This window comes from Roseburia sp. OM03-7AC, assembly GCF_003462625.1.
Classification (GTDB): domain Bacteria; phylum Bacillota; class Clostridia; order Lachnospirales; family Lachnospiraceae; genus Roseburia_C; species Roseburia_C amylophila.
Genome location: NZ_QTZJ01000004.1, coordinates 68,047 through 83,747, shown reverse-complemented (window position 1 = coordinate 83,747; position 15,701 = coordinate 68,047). Strand labels below are relative to the sequence as shown.

Annotated in this window: 17 protein-coding genes; 15 read left to right on the top strand and 2 right to left on the bottom strand. The window is 38.7% G+C overall.

Features of this window, described 5'->3' with window-relative positions; genetic code table 11:
- Positions 1-160 precede the first annotated feature (160 nt).
- Genes DXB39_RS09965 through DXB39_RS09940 form a run of 6 tightly spaced genes read left to right on the top strand, consistent with a single transcriptional unit; the run spans position 161 to position 2,695 of the window.
- Positions 161-340 carry a hypothetical protein gene (locus tag DXB39_RS09965; RefSeq protein WP_199535133.1) on the top strand — a complete coding sequence of 60 codons (180 nt, stop codon included), beginning with the start codon at positions 161-163 and terminating at the stop codon, positions 338-340.
- A gap of 33 nt (positions 341-373) precedes the next feature.
- Positions 374-1,081, top strand: a complete 708-nt coding sequence (locus tag DXB39_RS09960; RefSeq protein ID WP_117841794.1) for a PoNi-like cognate immunity protein — start codon at positions 374-376, stop codon at positions 1,079-1,081.
- Positions 1,082-1,112: 31 nt separating this feature from the next.
- Positions 1,113-1,448, top strand: coding sequence for a hypothetical protein (locus tag DXB39_RS09955; RefSeq protein ID WP_117841795.1), 336 nt, complete (start codon positions 1,113-1,115; stop codon positions 1,446-1,448).
- A gap of 30 nt (positions 1,449-1,478) precedes the next feature.
- Positions 1,479-1,955, top strand: coding sequence for a hypothetical protein (locus DXB39_RS09950; protein ID WP_117841796.1), 477 nt, complete (start codon positions 1,479-1,481; stop codon positions 1,953-1,955).
- Between the two features lie 38 nt (positions 1,956-1,993).
- Positions 1,994-2,350, top strand: coding sequence for a PoNe immunity protein domain-containing protein (locus DXB39_RS09945; RefSeq protein WP_199535132.1), 357 nt, complete (start codon positions 1,994-1,996; stop codon positions 2,348-2,350).
- 21 nt (positions 2,351-2,371) lie between these two features.
- The gene (locus DXB39_RS09940; RefSeq protein ID WP_117841798.1) at positions 2,372-2,695 is read left to right on the top strand and encodes a hypothetical protein; all 324 of its coding nucleotides are present in this window, start codon (positions 2,372-2,374) and stop codon (positions 2,693-2,695) included.
- A gap of 87 nt (positions 2,696-2,782) precedes the next feature.
- Here the strand turns inward: DXB39_RS09940 and DXB39_RS09935 are convergent, their stop codons facing one another.
- Entirely contained in the window at positions 2,783-4,000 is a 1,218-nt protein-coding gene (locus DXB39_RS09935; protein WP_117841799.1) for an HD-GYP domain-containing protein, read from the bottom strand.
- A 192-nt stretch (positions 4,001-4,192) separates the two neighbouring features.
- Here DXB39_RS09935 and DXB39_RS09930 point away from each other — a divergent pair, with 192 nt between their 5' ends.
- From DXB39_RS09930 to DXB39_RS09900, 7 genes are all read left to right on the top strand, one after another.
- Positions 4,193-5,443, top strand: a complete 1,251-nt coding sequence (locus DXB39_RS09930) for a cell wall hydrolase (RefSeq protein WP_117841800.1) — start codon at positions 4,193-4,195, stop codon at positions 5,441-5,443.
- Positions 5,444-5,619: 176 nt separating this feature from the next.
- The gene (locus DXB39_RS09925; protein ID WP_117841801.1) at positions 5,620-6,804 is read left to right on the top strand and encodes an acetyl-CoA C-acetyltransferase; all 1,185 of its coding nucleotides are present in this window, start codon (positions 5,620-5,622) and stop codon (positions 6,802-6,804) included.
- Between the two features lie 132 nt (positions 6,805-6,936).
- Complete coding sequence (locus tag DXB39_RS09920) at positions 6,937-7,809, top strand: 3-hydroxyacyl-CoA dehydrogenase family protein (RefSeq protein ID WP_022244335.1); 873 nt, start codon at positions 6,937-6,939, stop codon at positions 7,807-7,809.
- Between the two features lie 27 nt (positions 7,810-7,836).
- The gene (locus DXB39_RS09915) at positions 7,837-8,991 is read left to right on the top strand and encodes an acyl-CoA dehydrogenase (protein WP_022244336.1); all 1,155 of its coding nucleotides are present in this window, start codon (positions 7,837-7,839) and stop codon (positions 8,989-8,991) included.
- Between the two features lie 81 nt (positions 8,992-9,072).
- On the top strand, positions 9,073-9,855 hold the full coding sequence (locus tag DXB39_RS09910) for an electron transfer flavoprotein subunit beta/FixA family protein (RefSeq protein ID WP_022244337.1): 783 nt from the start codon (positions 9,073-9,075) through the stop codon (positions 9,853-9,855).
- A 27-nt stretch (positions 9,856-9,882) separates the two neighbouring features.
- Positions 9,883-10,926 carry an electron transfer flavoprotein subunit alpha/FixB family protein gene (locus DXB39_RS09905; RefSeq protein WP_117699200.1) on the top strand — a complete coding sequence of 348 codons (1,044 nt, stop codon included), beginning with the start codon at positions 9,883-9,885 and terminating at the stop codon, positions 10,924-10,926.
- A 291-nt stretch (positions 10,927-11,217) separates the two neighbouring features.
- On the top strand, positions 11,218-11,814 hold the full coding sequence (locus tag DXB39_RS09900; protein ID WP_117699203.1) for an ECF transporter S component: 597 nt from the start codon (positions 11,218-11,220) through the stop codon (positions 11,812-11,814).
- 98 nt (positions 11,815-11,912) lie between these two features.
- Here DXB39_RS09900 and DXB39_RS09895 read toward each other — a convergent pair whose 3' ends face one another.
- On the bottom strand, positions 11,913-12,638 hold the full coding sequence (locus tag DXB39_RS09895) for a GntR family transcriptional regulator (RefSeq protein WP_117841802.1): 726 nt from the start codon (positions 12,636-12,638) through the stop codon (positions 11,913-11,915).
- A gap of 245 nt (positions 12,639-12,883) precedes the next feature.
- On the opposite strand from DXB39_RS09895, the gene DXB39_RS09890 reads away from it, so the two are divergent.
- Positions 12,884-14,440 carry an amidohydrolase gene (locus DXB39_RS09890; protein WP_117841803.1) on the top strand — a complete coding sequence of 519 codons (1,557 nt, stop codon included), beginning with the start codon at positions 12,884-12,886 and terminating at the stop codon, positions 14,438-14,440.
- 13 nt (positions 14,441-14,453) lie between these two features.
- Complete coding sequence (locus tag DXB39_RS09885) at positions 14,454-15,698, top strand: MFS transporter (protein ID WP_158561532.1); 1,245 nt, start codon at positions 14,454-14,456, stop codon at positions 15,696-15,698.
- The last annotated feature ends 3 nt before the right edge of the window (positions 15,699-15,701 follow it).

Genomic DNA, 15,701 nt, shown 5'->3' with positions numbered 1-15,701 from the left:
TAGGTAGTTGCTGAAGAATCAGCGGGAGTACTGAGCTATGGAAAATGATATGAAATAATCAGATAGGACAATTCATAGATACCGGAATTCTCCGGTGATAATCCCAAATGATATAGGGCAATAAAAATAGAATAGCAGGTCTTTAAGGAGACCAATAAGGTTGAATTATGAAAGAGGAAGATTTGGATGCTGCATATTATATGGAGAAAGAACAGTGGCATTAAGTAACTCACAACAATGGTGGGAAGAAGCTGATTTTGATGTCTTTTTTAAAGAATTAGAAAGAGAACTGAAGTTAAGAATTCCGGATAAATTCTTAAAAGCGCATCGTTGGCGATGATATGAAAGAAGCACTACTAAGGAGAAACAGACATTGCGTGATACAGTAATGAATGAAAAATATTTTAGGGAATATATTTTGGAAGAGACAGGAAGAATAAAAAATTTTCAAAATAAGTTAGAAAATAATGAGGTAAGAGAAGATAGAATTTATTCGGTAAAAAGAAAGATTGATGCTATACAATTTGAATTACTTATTGCAAGATATTCTAGTGGTGAAGATATAGAAAAATTAGAAAATGATTTTATACAGTTATTAAATGATATGCCATTGTATTGGAATGGTAATTCTGGCTATATTGATATGCTGTGGATGATGGCACTTGCAATTTTATTCGATGTAAGTAGAGAAAAGTTTGGTATATTGTCGGATTTGGTAACTCAATATAATCGGAAAGATGCTTTATTGGAATTTTTTGTTAATTACAAAATGCATGGAAGCATAGAACAACTGGAAGGAGACTATTCTTTTGGCTTTCCATATGATAAGTTGACGGATATTGTTGCAAATAAAGAAAAAGCAGTTGAAAAAATAAAAGAATATTTGGAAAAATATTGGTATGTGGGACATAAAAATATGGGATGGTACGATATTCATAAAGCAAAAGAAAAATTGTATTACGGTTACTGGAGTTTTGAAGCAGGAGCTATTGCAAAAATATTAAATTTAGATGACAGCAATTTGAAAGATGTACCGTATTATCCATATGATTTGGTTCACTATAAAAGCAATAGTATCTAATCTGGATTAGAGGATATAAAAGGCGTTTTATATGTTGTGGGATAAATTAACGGAAGAGAATTATATAATATATGTAAACAGAGACATTGATTTAAAGATAAAAGTTTTTGAATTGATGGAGAATGATGAAATATATATCAACTATAAGGGATTTAATTTGACAATACCTATGTTGGTATGGGAGTTTGGTGAAGATTTAAAGTTGGCATCAATAGAAGATGTTCGTATGGAAGGCAACGACCGATTTGATAAACATTTTGTTATTAAAAAAGAGGATAAAGAAAAGTTTTTAGATGAAATATATTTCTTTTTGGTTGATAATCATATGGATTCTGTTTTAAATGAAAAGTATCGAGCAAATTGGTGATAAAGCAAAAAAATATATTATAGGATGAATATGAAAATAAAAGTAAGAAGAGAAGCTGCTAAATGCACAAATTGTGGGAAAATTAATGAATTTTATTATTTATCAGATTTTTCATATGGTGAGAGATTAGTGCTATTTCATAACGGTATGAGTTATGCATATATTAATTTGTTGAAGGATGATGTTTATAATGATTTTATTGATAAAGTGAAATCTATTTTAAATTTGCATCAAAAAGAATTTTCAGAAGAAAAATTGCAAAATATAATTAATCATATATTTGGCATGACTTGTGACAGGATACAGGAAGGTGAGATTGACTTTGCAATGAACCATAAAAAATGCATCTATTGCGCCGCGGATGATTTTGAAGATTTAATGGCTGAGCCGGAAAAAATTATTTGTGTGGAGATGCCCAATGTGACACATCATGCGTGGAAAACTCTGGATGATGCGAAAAAGGTGCAGCGAATAGAAAAAGCATTAATGGAAAATAAAGTTATCTAATGATACAGTGGTGCATACCAAATGGAGAAAATCAGGGAATGAGAGATTATATTAAAAGTGAACAATATTTCGACGAATTCATAGCGGAAGATACAGCCAGGATTTTAAAATTAACCCAAAAAGTAAATGGCGGAGAAGTAAGACCAGACATATTTCAAATAATGAAAGAGTTAGTTAAAGAAAGAGATAAATCAGATTTATTGGAGAAATATTTGAAAGAGGACTGGTATAATAAAGAATACGAGTGTTATGAGGCTCATAAAAGCAGCCAGAATATATATTATGGCTATTGGAGTTTTGAAGCAGGAGCTATTGCAAAAATATTAAATTTAGATGACAGCAATTTGAAAGATGTACCATATTATCCATATGATTTGGTCCATTACAAAAAATAAAATTCCCGTGGAGAAAATGAAATGTGGAGAATCCAAAAGAAAGAAAAATTTGATATTTGGGAAAACGACTTATGTTCATTGAAAGTTCAATATGAAGAAAGTAAATGTAGAGTTTATGTTAATTATAAAGGGTATAATGTTGTTGTTCCGATGGGAATATGTGGATTTGAAGATGAAATTCAGGAAAGAAAGATAAAGTATGAGGTTGAGGGAGAAAAGGGAATTTTAAACTCTTTAAGTTATGTAGTCGAGAAAGATAATTTGAGACTGTTTTGCGATATGATATTCTTTTTTTTGACTGAACATAGCTTAGACAGAATGTTATATGAAGAATTTAAATATTAAATAATAGCTGTCCCATTTAAAAGAAACCCACATATGTTCAAGGTTTTCTTGGATTGAACATATGTGGGCTATTCTGTATTGATAATCCTACACCAGCTTCTTTCTTGCAGCCTTTTTCTTTGGTGCCGGCTGGGCAGCGGCTGTTGCGGCAGCCTGATTCTGGCGCTTGCGGAAACGGTCGGCTACATCTTTGATATATTTGTCTGAGGTAAAATGCTTTAAAGTATTTTCATCAATGGCAATCCGGTTATCCATGGTCTTCATAATATCCTGAATCTGGATAATGTCATAGATGTGCGGGTCACGCAAATCAAAGATTTCATTATTAGTAAACTGTAAGATAAGAGGTTTGGAATAATCCTCCGGGTTATCTTCAAGAATCATCGCTTTTTCGCCATTGGATAAATCTACACAGGCACCTCTTGGAAGAATGTGGATGCAAAGAGAAAGTGCACGGACAATCTTTGTATCATATTTTTCCGGAAACTCCTGCAAATATTTCATGGCAACGATTTCGGAAATCGGCTCATTGGTTAGGCTCATGGCGGTCATCCGGTCAAAGGCATCTGCAACCTGTAAAAGCTTTGTGCCGCTGCTGCGGAAAATCTTGGATGGGTCAGCAGCCTCTTCCGGAGCGGAGAGTGTAATAAACTGGGTAATGATTCTTAAAGCATCCGGTGATAACTTTATACTGTGAGTCTGCGGATTCAGATAATCTAAGCTCTTGATACGGCAGGCAAGGATTTTCTTTTCGTCTTCTTCTGTTAAAGGATCCGTTTTTTCAGCAAGCTCGGTCGGAACTAAAAGCCAGCCAAAATCATAGAGCAGAGCAGCCGTTACACAGGTCTGCTGAAAATCATCCGGCATATTTAACTGGTGAGTCAGCATGGCGACCAGAATAGCAACGCTGATGGAATGCTTGTATACATAATCCGCAGAGCTTCTTAAATTCTGCGCAAAGTTCAGCTTGTGGTCAAGACGGCCATACTGGGACAGAATCGAAGAGACCAGCGTTGGAAGCTTGTCCGGCTGTCTGCCTTTACGAATCATATCCATGCAGTCGCGAAGCTGGAACATGGAAATGGTCTGGAACTGTTCGAAAGCAATATCCTCGTCGGATAATGGCGGAACCGGTTCGGCAGGCTCCAGAATATAAATACCAATCAGCTCGAAATTCCGGATACTTTCGATACCCTGCCGGGTCAGTCTGGTGTCGCGGTCATAAAGCATGACGCCCAATTTATTATAGATAGGTTTAGCAAGACGCATGCCGGGTTTTAAGTCATCTGTCCGTATAAATAGCATAGCGGTTACCTCCTTACAAAATATGTTTTTCTCCGTTAAAATTCCTAGTTCAAATATAGCACAAGCAGAGAGGAAAAACAATCTTGGGATTGAAAAAGAAGTGTAGTTTTTCGTTGCATTTTCATAAGAAAGCCGTCTATAATAAAGGAAGAAAACAAGAGGCGTGATAAATCCATAAAAGAGGATAAAGATATGAAGAAAAACAGTAAACGACGTATGTTTTCCGCATTGCTGATACTGTTTCTGATGATACAGATGACGGTGCAGGCAGACACCGGTACCAAGGAAAGAGTGGATCTGGCATCTAAGGACACCGGAAGCAGCGTGGAAGAGCTGGAACGTCAGAGAGAGGAACAGCAGTCGCAGCTTGATTCCTTGAAAGAATATCAGATAAATCTTTCCGATGAACTGACGGAATTAAATAATGGATTGCAGGAAATCAGCAACGAACTGGCGGATACCCAGGATGAAATTGCGGCGAAAAATGTGGAGATTGAAGCAGCAGAAAGCCGGATTGCAGAGCTGACAACACGTTCTGAGAGCCAGTACGAAGCCATGAAGAAAAGAGTACAATATATGTACGAAAATGGCAATCAGTCTTACCTGGAGCTGCTGCTTGGAGCAAGCTCCTTTTCGGATTTTTTAAACCGGATGGAATATGCCAAATCCATTTATGATTATGACAGGCAGGAGCTTTCTGATTATGAGGATACACTGGCTGAATTAAAACAGCAGAAGGAAGATTTAGAGACGGCAAAAGAAGAACTGCTTGCGGCAGAACAGACGAAGCAGGAGCAGAAGAGCAAGGCAGACAGTCTGGTGGCAGCCCAGCAGGAAAAAATAAGCGCAGCAAAGTCGGATGTTGCAGATGCAGAGACAGAAATAGCAGACACAGATGCGGAAATCGCAAGACAGAAAGCCTATGAGGAAGAATTAGAGACACAGAAGGCGAAAGAAGATGCTGCCCGTCAGGAGGAGATTAAGCGTCAGGAAGAGGAACTTATTAACAGTCAGCAGCCAGCTGCTTCAGATAATAATGCAAATCCGGATGGGACATCCACCGGGGATAATACCACAGGAAGCGATGCTTCCGGTGGCGGGACAGTGAATGCCAGTGATGTTGCCATGCTGGCAGCACTGATCCAGTGCGAAGCAGGCGGCGAAAGCTATGAAGGGAAGCTTGCCGTTGGAAGCGTGGTCATGAACCGTGTGGACAGCAGTTATTTCCCGGATACCGTGGTAGGTGTCATCTATCAGAGCGGGCAGTTCTCACCGGTAGCCAGCGGTCGTTTCGCAGTAGTGCTTTCATCCGGGGCAGATGCGTCCTGTGTGCAGGCTGCAACAGAAGTGTTAGCAGGCACAAGAACCTTAAACTGCTTATATTTCCGCAGAAACAACGGACTGATTAATGGAACTGTAATCGGAAACCATGTATTTTATTAAGGAAAGCTGAAAATCCGGCTCAATAAAGCAAGTTTCACTTGCAAAAATCCCCTTTCTATGATAACATCAGATTGTCGGGAAAGAGCCGGAAAGGCTTTCTTTTATTTTTTTTACAAAAGATTGTTAAAAAAATAACAATAGTAAAAGGCAAATTTAATTCAGAAGGAGACGAGAAAATGGCACAGAAAGTAGTTTTAGCAGGCGCATGTCGTACCGCAATCGGTAAAATGGGAGGAGCTTTAAGCAATACTCCAGCCGCAGATTTAGGCGCAATCGTAATCAAAGAAGCATTAAACAGAGCTGGTGTTAAACCAGAACAGGTTGATGAAGTAATGATGGGATGTGTAATCCAGGCAGCACAGGGACAGAACGTTGCACGTCAGGCTTCTATCAAAGCAGGTTTACCAATCGAGGTTCCTGCATTTACATTAAACGTAGTTTGTGGTTCTGGTTTGAAATGTGTAAACGAAGCTGCAAACATGATTATGGCTGGTCAGGCAGACATCGTTGTTGCAGGTGGTATGGAGAACATGTCTATGGCACCTTACGCTATGACAAAAGCTCGTTTTGGATATCGTATGAACAATGCAACAATTATCGATACCATGGTAAATGATGCATTAACAGACGCATTTAATCATTATCATATGATGATTACAGCAGAGAACGTATGTGACAAATACGGAATTACCCGTGAAGAGTTAGACGAGTTCTCAGCAAACAGCCAGCAGAAATGTGAAAAAGCAATTGCTGAAGGCAGATTCAAAGACGAAATCGTTCCTGTACCTGTTAAGGTTAAGAAAGAAACTGTTATGTTTGACACAGATGAGGGACCACGTCCAGGCACAACTGCTGAGTCATTAAGCAAATTAAGATGCTGCTCTGGTAAAGAGGGCGGACTTGTTACTGCAGGTAACGCTTCCGGTATCAACGATGGCGCAGCAGCAATCGTTGTTATGAGCGAAGAAAAAGCAAAAGAGCTTGGTGTTAAACCAATGGCTACATGGGTTGCAGGAGCACTTGGCGGAGTTGAGCCGGAAATCATGGGTGTTGGACCTGTTGCTTCTACAAAGAAAGTTCTTGCAAGAACCGGAATGTCTATCGATGATTTCGACTTAATCGAGGCAAACGAAGCATTCGCTGCTCAGTCAATCGCAGTTGCAAGAGATCTTGGATTTGATATGTCTAAGGTAAACGTAAACGGTGGTGCAATCGCACTTGGACATCCTGTTGGAGCATCTGGATGCCGTATCTTAGTTACATTGCTTCATGAGATGCAGAAGAGAGACGCTAAGAAAGGTCTTGCTACTCTGTGTATCGGTGGTGGAATGGGCTGCTCAACAATCGTTGAGAGAGACTAATTCACTCTTTCTGAATAAGTAAATATACCCGGGAAGTGCAAAACGCTTCTCGGGTCTTGCGTTGCAAGTTATAACCCAGAAGGCTTTCGTTTTCGGGTAAATATAATACATAAATTTTTAAGGAGGACTAACATGAAAGTTGGCGTTATTGGTGCAGGTACCATGGGACAGGGCATTGCAAAAGCATTTGCTCAGGTAGAAGGATATGAAGTAGCTCTTTGCGACATCAAGCAGGAATGGGCTGATGGCGGAAAAGAGAAAATCGCAAAAGGATATGCAAGACTGGTAGAAAAAGGAAAAATGACACAGGAAACTGTTGACGGAATCCTTGCTAAAATCACACCAGGTTTAAAAGAGAATCTTTGCGCAGACTGCGATTTAATCGTAGAAGCAGCATTCGAAGATATGGGCGTTAAGAAGACAACATTCCAGGAGCTTGATAAGATTGCTAAACCAGAATGTATCTTTGCTTCTAATACATCCAGTCTTTCTATTACAGAAATCGGAAATGGTCTTACCCGTCCAATGGTAGGTATGCATTTCTTCAACCCGGCAGACAGAATGAAATTAATCGAAGTTATCGCTGGTGTAAATACTCCTGCTGAAACAGTAGAAGCTATTAAGAAAATCTCTGTAGAAATCGGAAAAACTCCGGTACAGGTAAATGAAGCTGCAGGTTTCGTAGTAAACCGTATCTTAATCCCAATGATTAACGAAGCTGCATTTATCAAAATGGAAGGTGTATCTGATATCGCAGGTATCGACGCAGCTATGAAGCTTGGTGCAAATCATCCAATGGGACCTCTTGAGTTAGGTGACTTCATTGGTCTTGACATCTGCCTTGCAATCATGGATGTACTTTACAACGAGACAGGCGACAGCAAATATCGTGCATGTCCATTAATCCGTAAAATGGTTCGTGGTGGTAACCTCGGCGCTAAGAGCGGAAAAGGATTCTATGTATACAACGCTGACCGTACAAAGACCCCGGTTGACGCTCAGTAAAATAAAATTTATGGAGGATTTCAGAACATGGATTTCAGTTTAGATAAGAAACATGAAATGGCGAGAACTCTGTTCAGAGATTTCGCAGAAAACGAAGTAAAACCTCTGGCTCAGGAAGTTGATGAGACAGAAGTATTCCCACAGGGAACAGTTGATAAAATGGCAAAATTTGGTTTCATGGGAATTCCGGTACCAAAGGAGTACGGCGGACAGGGATGTGACCCATTAACCTATGTTATGTGTGTAGAAGAGTTATCTAAAGTTTGTGGTACAACAGGTGTTATCGTATCTGCACATACTTCTCTTTGCATCGACCCAATTATGACTTACGGTACAGAAGAGCAGAAACAGAAATATGTAAAGCCACTTGCAACAGGTGAGAAGCTTGGCGCATTCGCATTAACAGAGCCTGGTGCTGGTACAGATGCCCAGGGAGCACAGACCAAGGCTGTATTAGATGGTGATGAGTGGGTATTAAACGGATCTAAATGCTTTATTACAAACGGTAAAGTTGCAGACGTTTATATTGTAATCGCAATCACAAGTGTTACCGAAGATAAGAGAGGAAGAAAGAAGAAGAACTTCTCTGCATTCATCGTGGACAAGGGAGCTCCTGGATTCTCCTTCGGAACAAAAGAAAAGAAAATGGGTATCCGTGGATCATCTACATACGAGTTAATCTTTGAAGACTGCAGAATTCCAAAGGAAAATCTGTTAGGACCGGAAGGAAAAGGATTCCCAATCGCTATGCATACTCTGGATGGCGGACGTATCGGTATCGCAGCTCAGGCACTTGGTATTGCAGAAGGTGCATTAGACAGAGCAGTTGCATACACCAAAGAAAGAAAACAGTTTGGTCGTTCTATCGCTCAGCAGCAGAATACCCAGTTCAAGCTTGCTGATATGGCAACCAGAATTGAAGCAGCTCAGATGCTGGTTTACAAAGCTGCTATGGCTAAAGCAACACAGAAGGTATATTCTGTAGAAGCAGCAAAAGCAAAATTATTCGCAGCAGAAACCGCAATGGCAGTTACTACAGAAGTAGTTCAGTTATTCGGTGGATACGGATACATCAGAGAATACGATGTAGAGCGTATGATGCGTGATGCTAAGATTACAGAGATCTACGAAGGAACAAGCGAAGTTCAGAGAATGGTTATTTCTGGCGCATTATTAAAATAGTTTCTGACAGATCGGCGCAAAAGGATTTTAAACGAAAAATCATGGCGCACACAAATTAAAAATATAAGGAGTGAATATACCGTGAAAATAGTTGTATGTGTAAAACAGGTACCAGATACAAAAGGCGGAGTAAAATTTAATCCGGATGGTACTTTGGATAGAGCTGCAATGCTCACTATCATGAACCCAGATGACAAAGCAGGTCTGGAAGCAGCATTAAGATTAAAAGATCAGTACGGTGCAGAAGTTACTGTACTTACCATGGGACTTCCAAAGGCTGATGAAGTTCTTCGTGAAGCAATGGCAATGGGCGCTGACAAGGGAATCCTTGTAACAGACCGTGTATTAGGTGGTGCAGATACCTGGGCTACTTCTACTACAATCGCTGGTGCATTAAGAAACCTTGACTATGATTTAATTATCACAGGTCGTCAGGCTATCGATGGAGATACCGCACAGGTTGGTCCTCAGATCGCAGAGCATCTTGGACTTCCGGTTATTTCCTATGCACAGGATATCAAAGTAGAAGGTGACAGCGTAATCGTTGAGCGTCAGTTTGAAGATGGATATCATGTATTAAAAGCAAAAATGCCTTGCTTGGTGACAGCATTATCTGAATTAAACGAGCCGCGTTACATGACTCCGGGCGGAATCTTCGATGCATTTGACAAAGAAGTAACTGTATGGGGCAGAGCTGACCTTAAAGACGTAGATGATTCTAACCTTGGTCTGAAAGGTTCACCGACCAAAATCGCAAAAGCATCTGACAAAGTCCGTAAAGGTGCAGGCGAGAAGGTTGCTCTCGATACCGACGAAGCAGTATCTTACTTAATTGGCAAATTCAAAGAGAAACATATCATCTAATAAAAATAAGGAAAAGTGGTGAATAAAATGGGTTTAGAAGAGTATAAAGGAGTATTTGTCTTTGCGCAGCAGGTAGACAACACATTAAATGGTGTTGCTTTTGAGTTACTTGGAAAGGGCAAAGAACTTGCAAAAGATTTAAATACAGAAGTAACTGCAGTATTAATTGGTTCTGATGTGAAAGGTCTTGCAGATCAGCTTGCTGAGTACGGCGCTGATAAAGTTATCGTAGTAGATGATCCGGAACTGAAGAACTATAGAACAGAGCCATATGCACATGCATTAGCATCTGTAATCAATGAATTCAAACCAGAAGTTATGTTAGTTGGTGCAACAGCAATCGGTCGTGACCTTGGTCCTACTGTATCTGCAAGAGTTGCAACAGGTCTGACAGCTGACTGTACTGTTCTTGAGATTGGTGATTTTCCAATCAATCCGGTTGGAAACCAGGAGCAGAAACACAATCAGTTACTGATGACCCGTCCTGCATTCGGTGGAAATACCATCGCAACAATTGCTTGTCCGGATAACCGTCCTCAGATGGCTACTGTACGTCCAGGCGTTATGCAGAAAATTGCTCCAATCAAAGGTGCAAAAGCAGAAGTTATCGAGTTCAATCCAGGATTTACACCAAACAACAGATATGTTGAAATCATGGATATCGTAAAAGAAGTTAAGAATACAGCAAACATTATGGACGCTAAGATCTTAGTATCCGGTGGTCGTGGAGTTGGTTCTAAAGAAAACTTCAAACTGTTAGAGGACTTAGCAGAAGTTCTTGGTGGAACAGTAAGCTGCTCCCGTGCAGTTGTAGAGAATGGATGGCTTCCAGTTGACTTACAGGTAGGTCAGACAGGAAAGACAGTTCGTCCTCAGATTTACTTTGCAATCGGTATTTCCGGAGCAATCCAGCACGTAGCTGGTATGGAAGATTCTGATCTCATCATCGCAATCAACAAAGACGAAGATGCTCCTATCTTCGACGTTGCAGATTACGGTTTAGTGGGAGACTTAAACAAGATCGTTCCAGCTCTTACAAAAGCTTTAAAAGAGGAAATGGCTGCAAAATAATCCGTTTACGGATGTAATATTTCATCTTGGATGAGTCTCATTTGAGATGTGTGATAAAAGGGTGTCATGCAAACCGGAAGATTTGTGTGATGCCCTTTTTATGCACCTGACGGGAAATTTGCAAAGTATGTTGCCTGTAGTTAAACCGCAGGTATTTTTTTTGGTACATACATTGTATACAGTGGAAAAAAGTGGTATTCTAAACAAGGTTTGCAGGAAACTGTTTTGGCAGTGTGGCAGACAAATAATATTGCGGCATCGGCAGACAGATGCAGAAAAGAGGAAGAGACTATGAATAGAAGTAGCAGAACAGTGAAACTCGTTGAGATGGCTCTGTTGGTTGCAATCATTCTGATTCTGGCTTTTACCCCACTTGGTTATATTAAGACACTTGGTCTGGAAATTACATTGATTGTAGTTCCAGTTACAATTGGTGCCATTATTTTAGGACCATTGGGTGGAGCAGTATTAGGAGCAGTATTTGGAATCACAAGCTTTATCCAGTGCTTTGGAATGAGTCCTTTTGGAGCAGTACTCCTTGGCATCAATCCATTTGGAACCTTCGTGGTATGTGTAGTATCAAGAATTCTGATGGGCTGGTTGACCGGACTTATCTATAAGGGATTATCCAAATTTCCGAAAATGAAGAACTGGAAGATTTTAATTGCCAACCTGGCAGGTCCAATCTTAAATACCTTTTTCTTCATGTCAACACTGGTAATCTTTTTCTTCAGCTCCGATTACATACAGTCACTGGCAGGCGGATTAAATCCATTCCGTTTTGTCATTGCCTTTGTAGGTGTCAACGGACTGGTTGAAGCAGCAGCCTGCTTCGTGGTAGGAAGTGCAATTACCAAGGCATTGCAGGTTGCAATGAAAAATAAATAAAGAATATCTGCTTCAGATAAAAAGAGGAATGCTCTGTTTTCATAATTAGAAAACAGAGCATTTTGTATGCTGGAAATTTGCTGAATATAAGAATGAAGTTATGAATTGTCATAACAAAAACGGTATTTACTGCCACAGATATATTCATATCCAACATGGATGAGCTCATTGTGAATATCATACATTTCTGTATGAAAAAGAAACAATGGGTCACCGGGTGAAATATGAAGAAGATTGGCTTGTTCCGTTGAGGCTTTTACTGCATCAATATAAGAATTCTGTGAACAACCAATGCAGATATCATATTTTTCACGAAATAGCTGATACAGAGAGCTATCTAAAGGTTCTGTCAGCAAAAATGAAAATTTGTGACATGGATAATAATTGTTCTCAATCATAATAGGTGTTGCATCTGCATATCGAATACGTTGGATATAAACAATAGAATCGCCCTCAAAGAGTTCAGCATTATCAAGATGATACTGTTCATATGGTATGACTTCACGTTTTGTTACAATAGTAGAAGCTTCCATTTGGTTGGTTTTGCATGCATCAGAAAAGCTGAGAGTATGTTCCAGTTTACGAAAAATTTTCCGCTCTTTTACAAAGGTTCCTTTTCCCTGTTTCTTAATTAAGACCCCTTCATTACATAATTCAGTAATTGCACGCCTTATGGTAATACGGCTCACATGATATAGTTCAGACAATTCAGTTTCTGTCGGGATTTGCTGACCGGAAATATAAATTCCTTTTTTTATTTGTTCGAGTAAATCATTTTTTAACTGTTCAAACAGTGGTATATCACTGGTTGTGTTCAATTTCATAATAATATCACCTCACAAACATTATAATAACATATAATGTTTTGCATGACAATATGAATTTAAAAAACATTATATTGAAAAGATTATGTGAAAAATTGTATAAAAAGTAATAAAAAGTAAAGGGAAAGTATAAAAAATAGATAATAAAATGTTGAGAATGCTGAAAGTGATTTGAGAAAAAGAAACAATATTGCAATATAACGTTATATGATGATATAATCAATTTAACAAAAGGAGGTGGAAAAATGCAAAAAGAAGCAGACAAGATATTTCAATCAACCTGTATTTTTGATTCTGTTTCAGAAGAGGCATATCCAGGATATGTGGCAATAAAAGGAAAACAGATTCTTGAAGTCGGATGTGGAGATATCCCAAATGAACTGGTGGGTGAATCTACTGAAGTTGTGGACTATGGAGAGGGAACCATTTGCCCGGGATTTGGTGATACCCATACATTTTTCACAGGATATGTAGTGGATTATCTTGGTGTGGATTTATCAGAAGCAGTTAATCTGAAACAAATAGTTGAACGGTTATCAGAAAATCTGGAAATGAATCCGGAGACGGTCGTTTTATTTGGAAATCATTTACAACCGGAGCTGGCAGAAAAAATAAATAAGGGAGGTGAATTGGAACAGGTTAAAAGACCGGTTATTTTATTTACTGCCGGACATGGGTATTGTGCTATGAACAAAGTTGCAGAAGAAGTGTTTGGGTTTACACCAGATACATGCGGAAGTTCAGAGGCAATTTATAAAATTATGAAAATTTATCTGAATGATAGAGATTTTATTATTCCACAGTTTAAGGCATATATGTCTATGTTAAACAGCCATGGGATAACATCTGTAAAAGAAATGGGATTTGATAATTTTTATGGATTTACAGATATATTGGCTGAATTAGAACAGAAAGCAGAATTGAGCCTTCGGATTTCCTTTATGTCACAACCAGTAGGAAAGAAAATGGATTTAGCATATGGAAAAGAAATGAAGAAGAAATATCATTCTGATTTTTTAAGGTTTTCCGGTTATAATCAGATGACAGATGGATTGATTGTCTCAGAAGAGGCAGATCTGATGGAGCCATATGAGGGAAAAGATTATTGTTGCCAAAAGAATATTGATTATGCATTATTAGAAGAAGATGTACTTACAGCAGACCGTGAAGGATTCAGATTTACATTGCATTCTGAAGGGGATGGTTCCTTCCATAAAATTCTTCAGATTTATGATAAATGTGAAAAGGAAAATGGAAGATTAAAGAATCGACATGGAATTACTGATTTGGAATTGACGGGTGCAGTGGACGAAGAAAAAATGGCACAGCTTGGAGTCTTTGGTGAGATTTATACACAGGTTTATAAGTTGGATTCCTGTGAAAATTGGAAACAAGACTATGATGAAAAACTTGGTAGCAGGCGGAGCCGTTATATGAATTATCGTTCAATGGCAGATCATGGTGTGATTTTAAGTGGTGCAACGGATCTTCCGATGTTAATACCGGATATACCTGAGGCAATTTATTATGGATGCGGAACCTATGCCGCAGATGGAAAAGAACCGGTTCAGCCGGAAAATGGTCTGACAATACCGGAAATGTTAAAAACCTGGACAATTGGAAGCCAGTATGCCATGGAACAGGAACATATATTAGGAACGCTGGAAAGCGGTAAGCAGGCTGATATAGTAGTTTTTGACAGGAATCTTCTCAAAACAGATATTGAAGAAATTCGAAAGGCACATGTTTTAAGAACCATATGTGCTGGACAGGATGTTTATAAAGAAATGGAGAATAGGTAAAGGAGGTTTTGCGATGAGTGACAAAACAAAAGCACATTTGAGTGCAAAAACGTTATGGGTACTTTTTATTCTGGGACTTGTAAATGCAGTTATGTATTGTTTCCCTTATATCAGATATGTGTTTTATGATCAGCAGATTGCAGCTATGGGAATTACAAATACCCAGTCAGGAATTTTAATGACAATTTATGCGGCAGCAAATACGATTACATTGATTCCCGGTGGAATATTAGCTGATAAGTGGTCTGTGAAAAAATGTCTAGTAGGCTCTATTCTGGGTTCTGTAGTTATCGGAATTATTTATGCACTTACCATGAATTTTGCAGTAGCCTGCGTATTATGGGCTGGACTTGGTGTGTCTACAATTTTTGTATTCTGGGCAGCAATAACCAAAGCAGTAGGTCAGGTTGGCACAGCAGAAGAGCAGGGAATGTGTTATGGAATTTATTATGCTGCATCAGGTATTATTTCTGCAATTTTAAATGCAGTATGTTTACAGGTAAGCCGTTTATCAGATGACCCATCTACTTCCTTTAGTATTGCAGTATGGGCAATGGTAGCATTTACAGCAGTTGCTTTAATTCTGACAATGATATTTTTTAAAGAAAAAAGTATTACACAGACAAAATCTTCTGATGAAGAATTTAAAATTAAATATGTCGGTGAAGCGTTAAAGAATCCGATGACCTGGCTCTTTTCACTGATGGTATTATGTGCATATGGTCTGTATACAAGTGTATCCTATTTTTCACCATATCTGACGGATGTACTTGGTATACCGTTGGTACATTCATCTTTTATCAGTATTGTGAGAAGTAATCTTATGAACCTTTTATGTCCGATTGGTGGAATTATCGTAGATAAGATTTTTAAATCTTCTACAAAATGGTATATTACTGCATTTGGAATTACAATTGTGATTTATGGTGGAGTATTGATAATGCCATCCAACATCAGTCCGGTACTGGCAACAATTGTTTCTTTGTTACCAAGTGCAATTGGTATGATGCTTTACGGAGTAATCTGGTCGGGATTACAGGAATGTAAATTTAAACCGATATATGCAGGAACTGTAATTGGAATTGCATCTATTATCGGATATTTGCCAGATTCTTTTTACTATATAATTTTTGGAAAGTGGATGGATAAATTTGGAAATAATGCTTATCCAATGATTTTTGGCTTCCTGATGGGAACTGCTGTACTTGGTATGGCTATAACAATTTTAATGAGAAAACTGATTAAGAAAAATAACTAAGAA

Coding starts and splice junctions, on each gene's coding strand:
- DXB39_RS09935 (WP_117841799.1), bottom strand. CDS start 4,000: ATGCTATTTATACGGACAGATGACTTAAAACCCGGCATGCGTCTTGCT.
- DXB39_RS09940 (WP_117841798.1), top strand. CDS start 2,372: ATGTGGAGAATCCAAAAGAAAGAAAAATTTGATATTTGGGAAAACGAC.
- DXB39_RS09950 (WP_117841796.1), top strand. CDS start 1,479: ATGAAAATAAAAGTAAGAAGAGAAGCTGCTAAATGCACAAATTGTGGG.
- DXB39_RS09915 (WP_022244336.1), top strand. CDS start 7,837: ATGGATTTCAGTTTAGATAAGAAACATGAAATGGCGAGAACTCTGTTC.
- DXB39_RS09890 (WP_117841803.1), top strand. CDS start 12,884: ATGCAAAAAGAAGCAGACAAGATATTTCAATCAACCTGTATTTTTGAT.
- DXB39_RS09945 (WP_199535132.1), top strand. CDS start 1,994: ATGAGAGATTATATTAAAAGTGAACAATATTTCGACGAATTCATAGCG.
- DXB39_RS09885 (WP_158561532.1), top strand. CDS start 14,454: ATGAGTGACAAAACAAAAGCACATTTGAGTGCAAAAACGTTATGGGTA.
- DXB39_RS09900 (WP_117699203.1), top strand. CDS start 11,218: ATGAATAGAAGTAGCAGAACAGTGAAACTCGTTGAGATGGCTCTGTTG.
- DXB39_RS09930 (WP_117841800.1), top strand. CDS start 4,193: ATGAAGAAAAACAGTAAACGACGTATGTTTTCCGCATTGCTGATACTG.
- DXB39_RS09905 (WP_117699200.1), top strand. CDS start 9,883: ATGGGTTTAGAAGAGTATAAAGGAGTATTTGTCTTTGCGCAGCAGGTA.
- DXB39_RS09895 (WP_117841802.1), bottom strand. CDS start 12,638: ATGAAATTGAACACAACCAGTGATATACCACTGTTTGAACAGTTAAAA.
- DXB39_RS09920 (WP_022244335.1), top strand. CDS start 6,937: ATGAAAGTTGGCGTTATTGGTGCAGGTACCATGGGACAGGGCATTGCA.
- DXB39_RS09955 (WP_117841795.1), top strand. CDS start 1,113: ATGTTGTGGGATAAATTAACGGAAGAGAATTATATAATATATGTAAAC.
- DXB39_RS09925 (WP_117841801.1), top strand. CDS start 5,620: ATGGCACAGAAAGTAGTTTTAGCAGGCGCATGTCGTACCGCAATCGGT.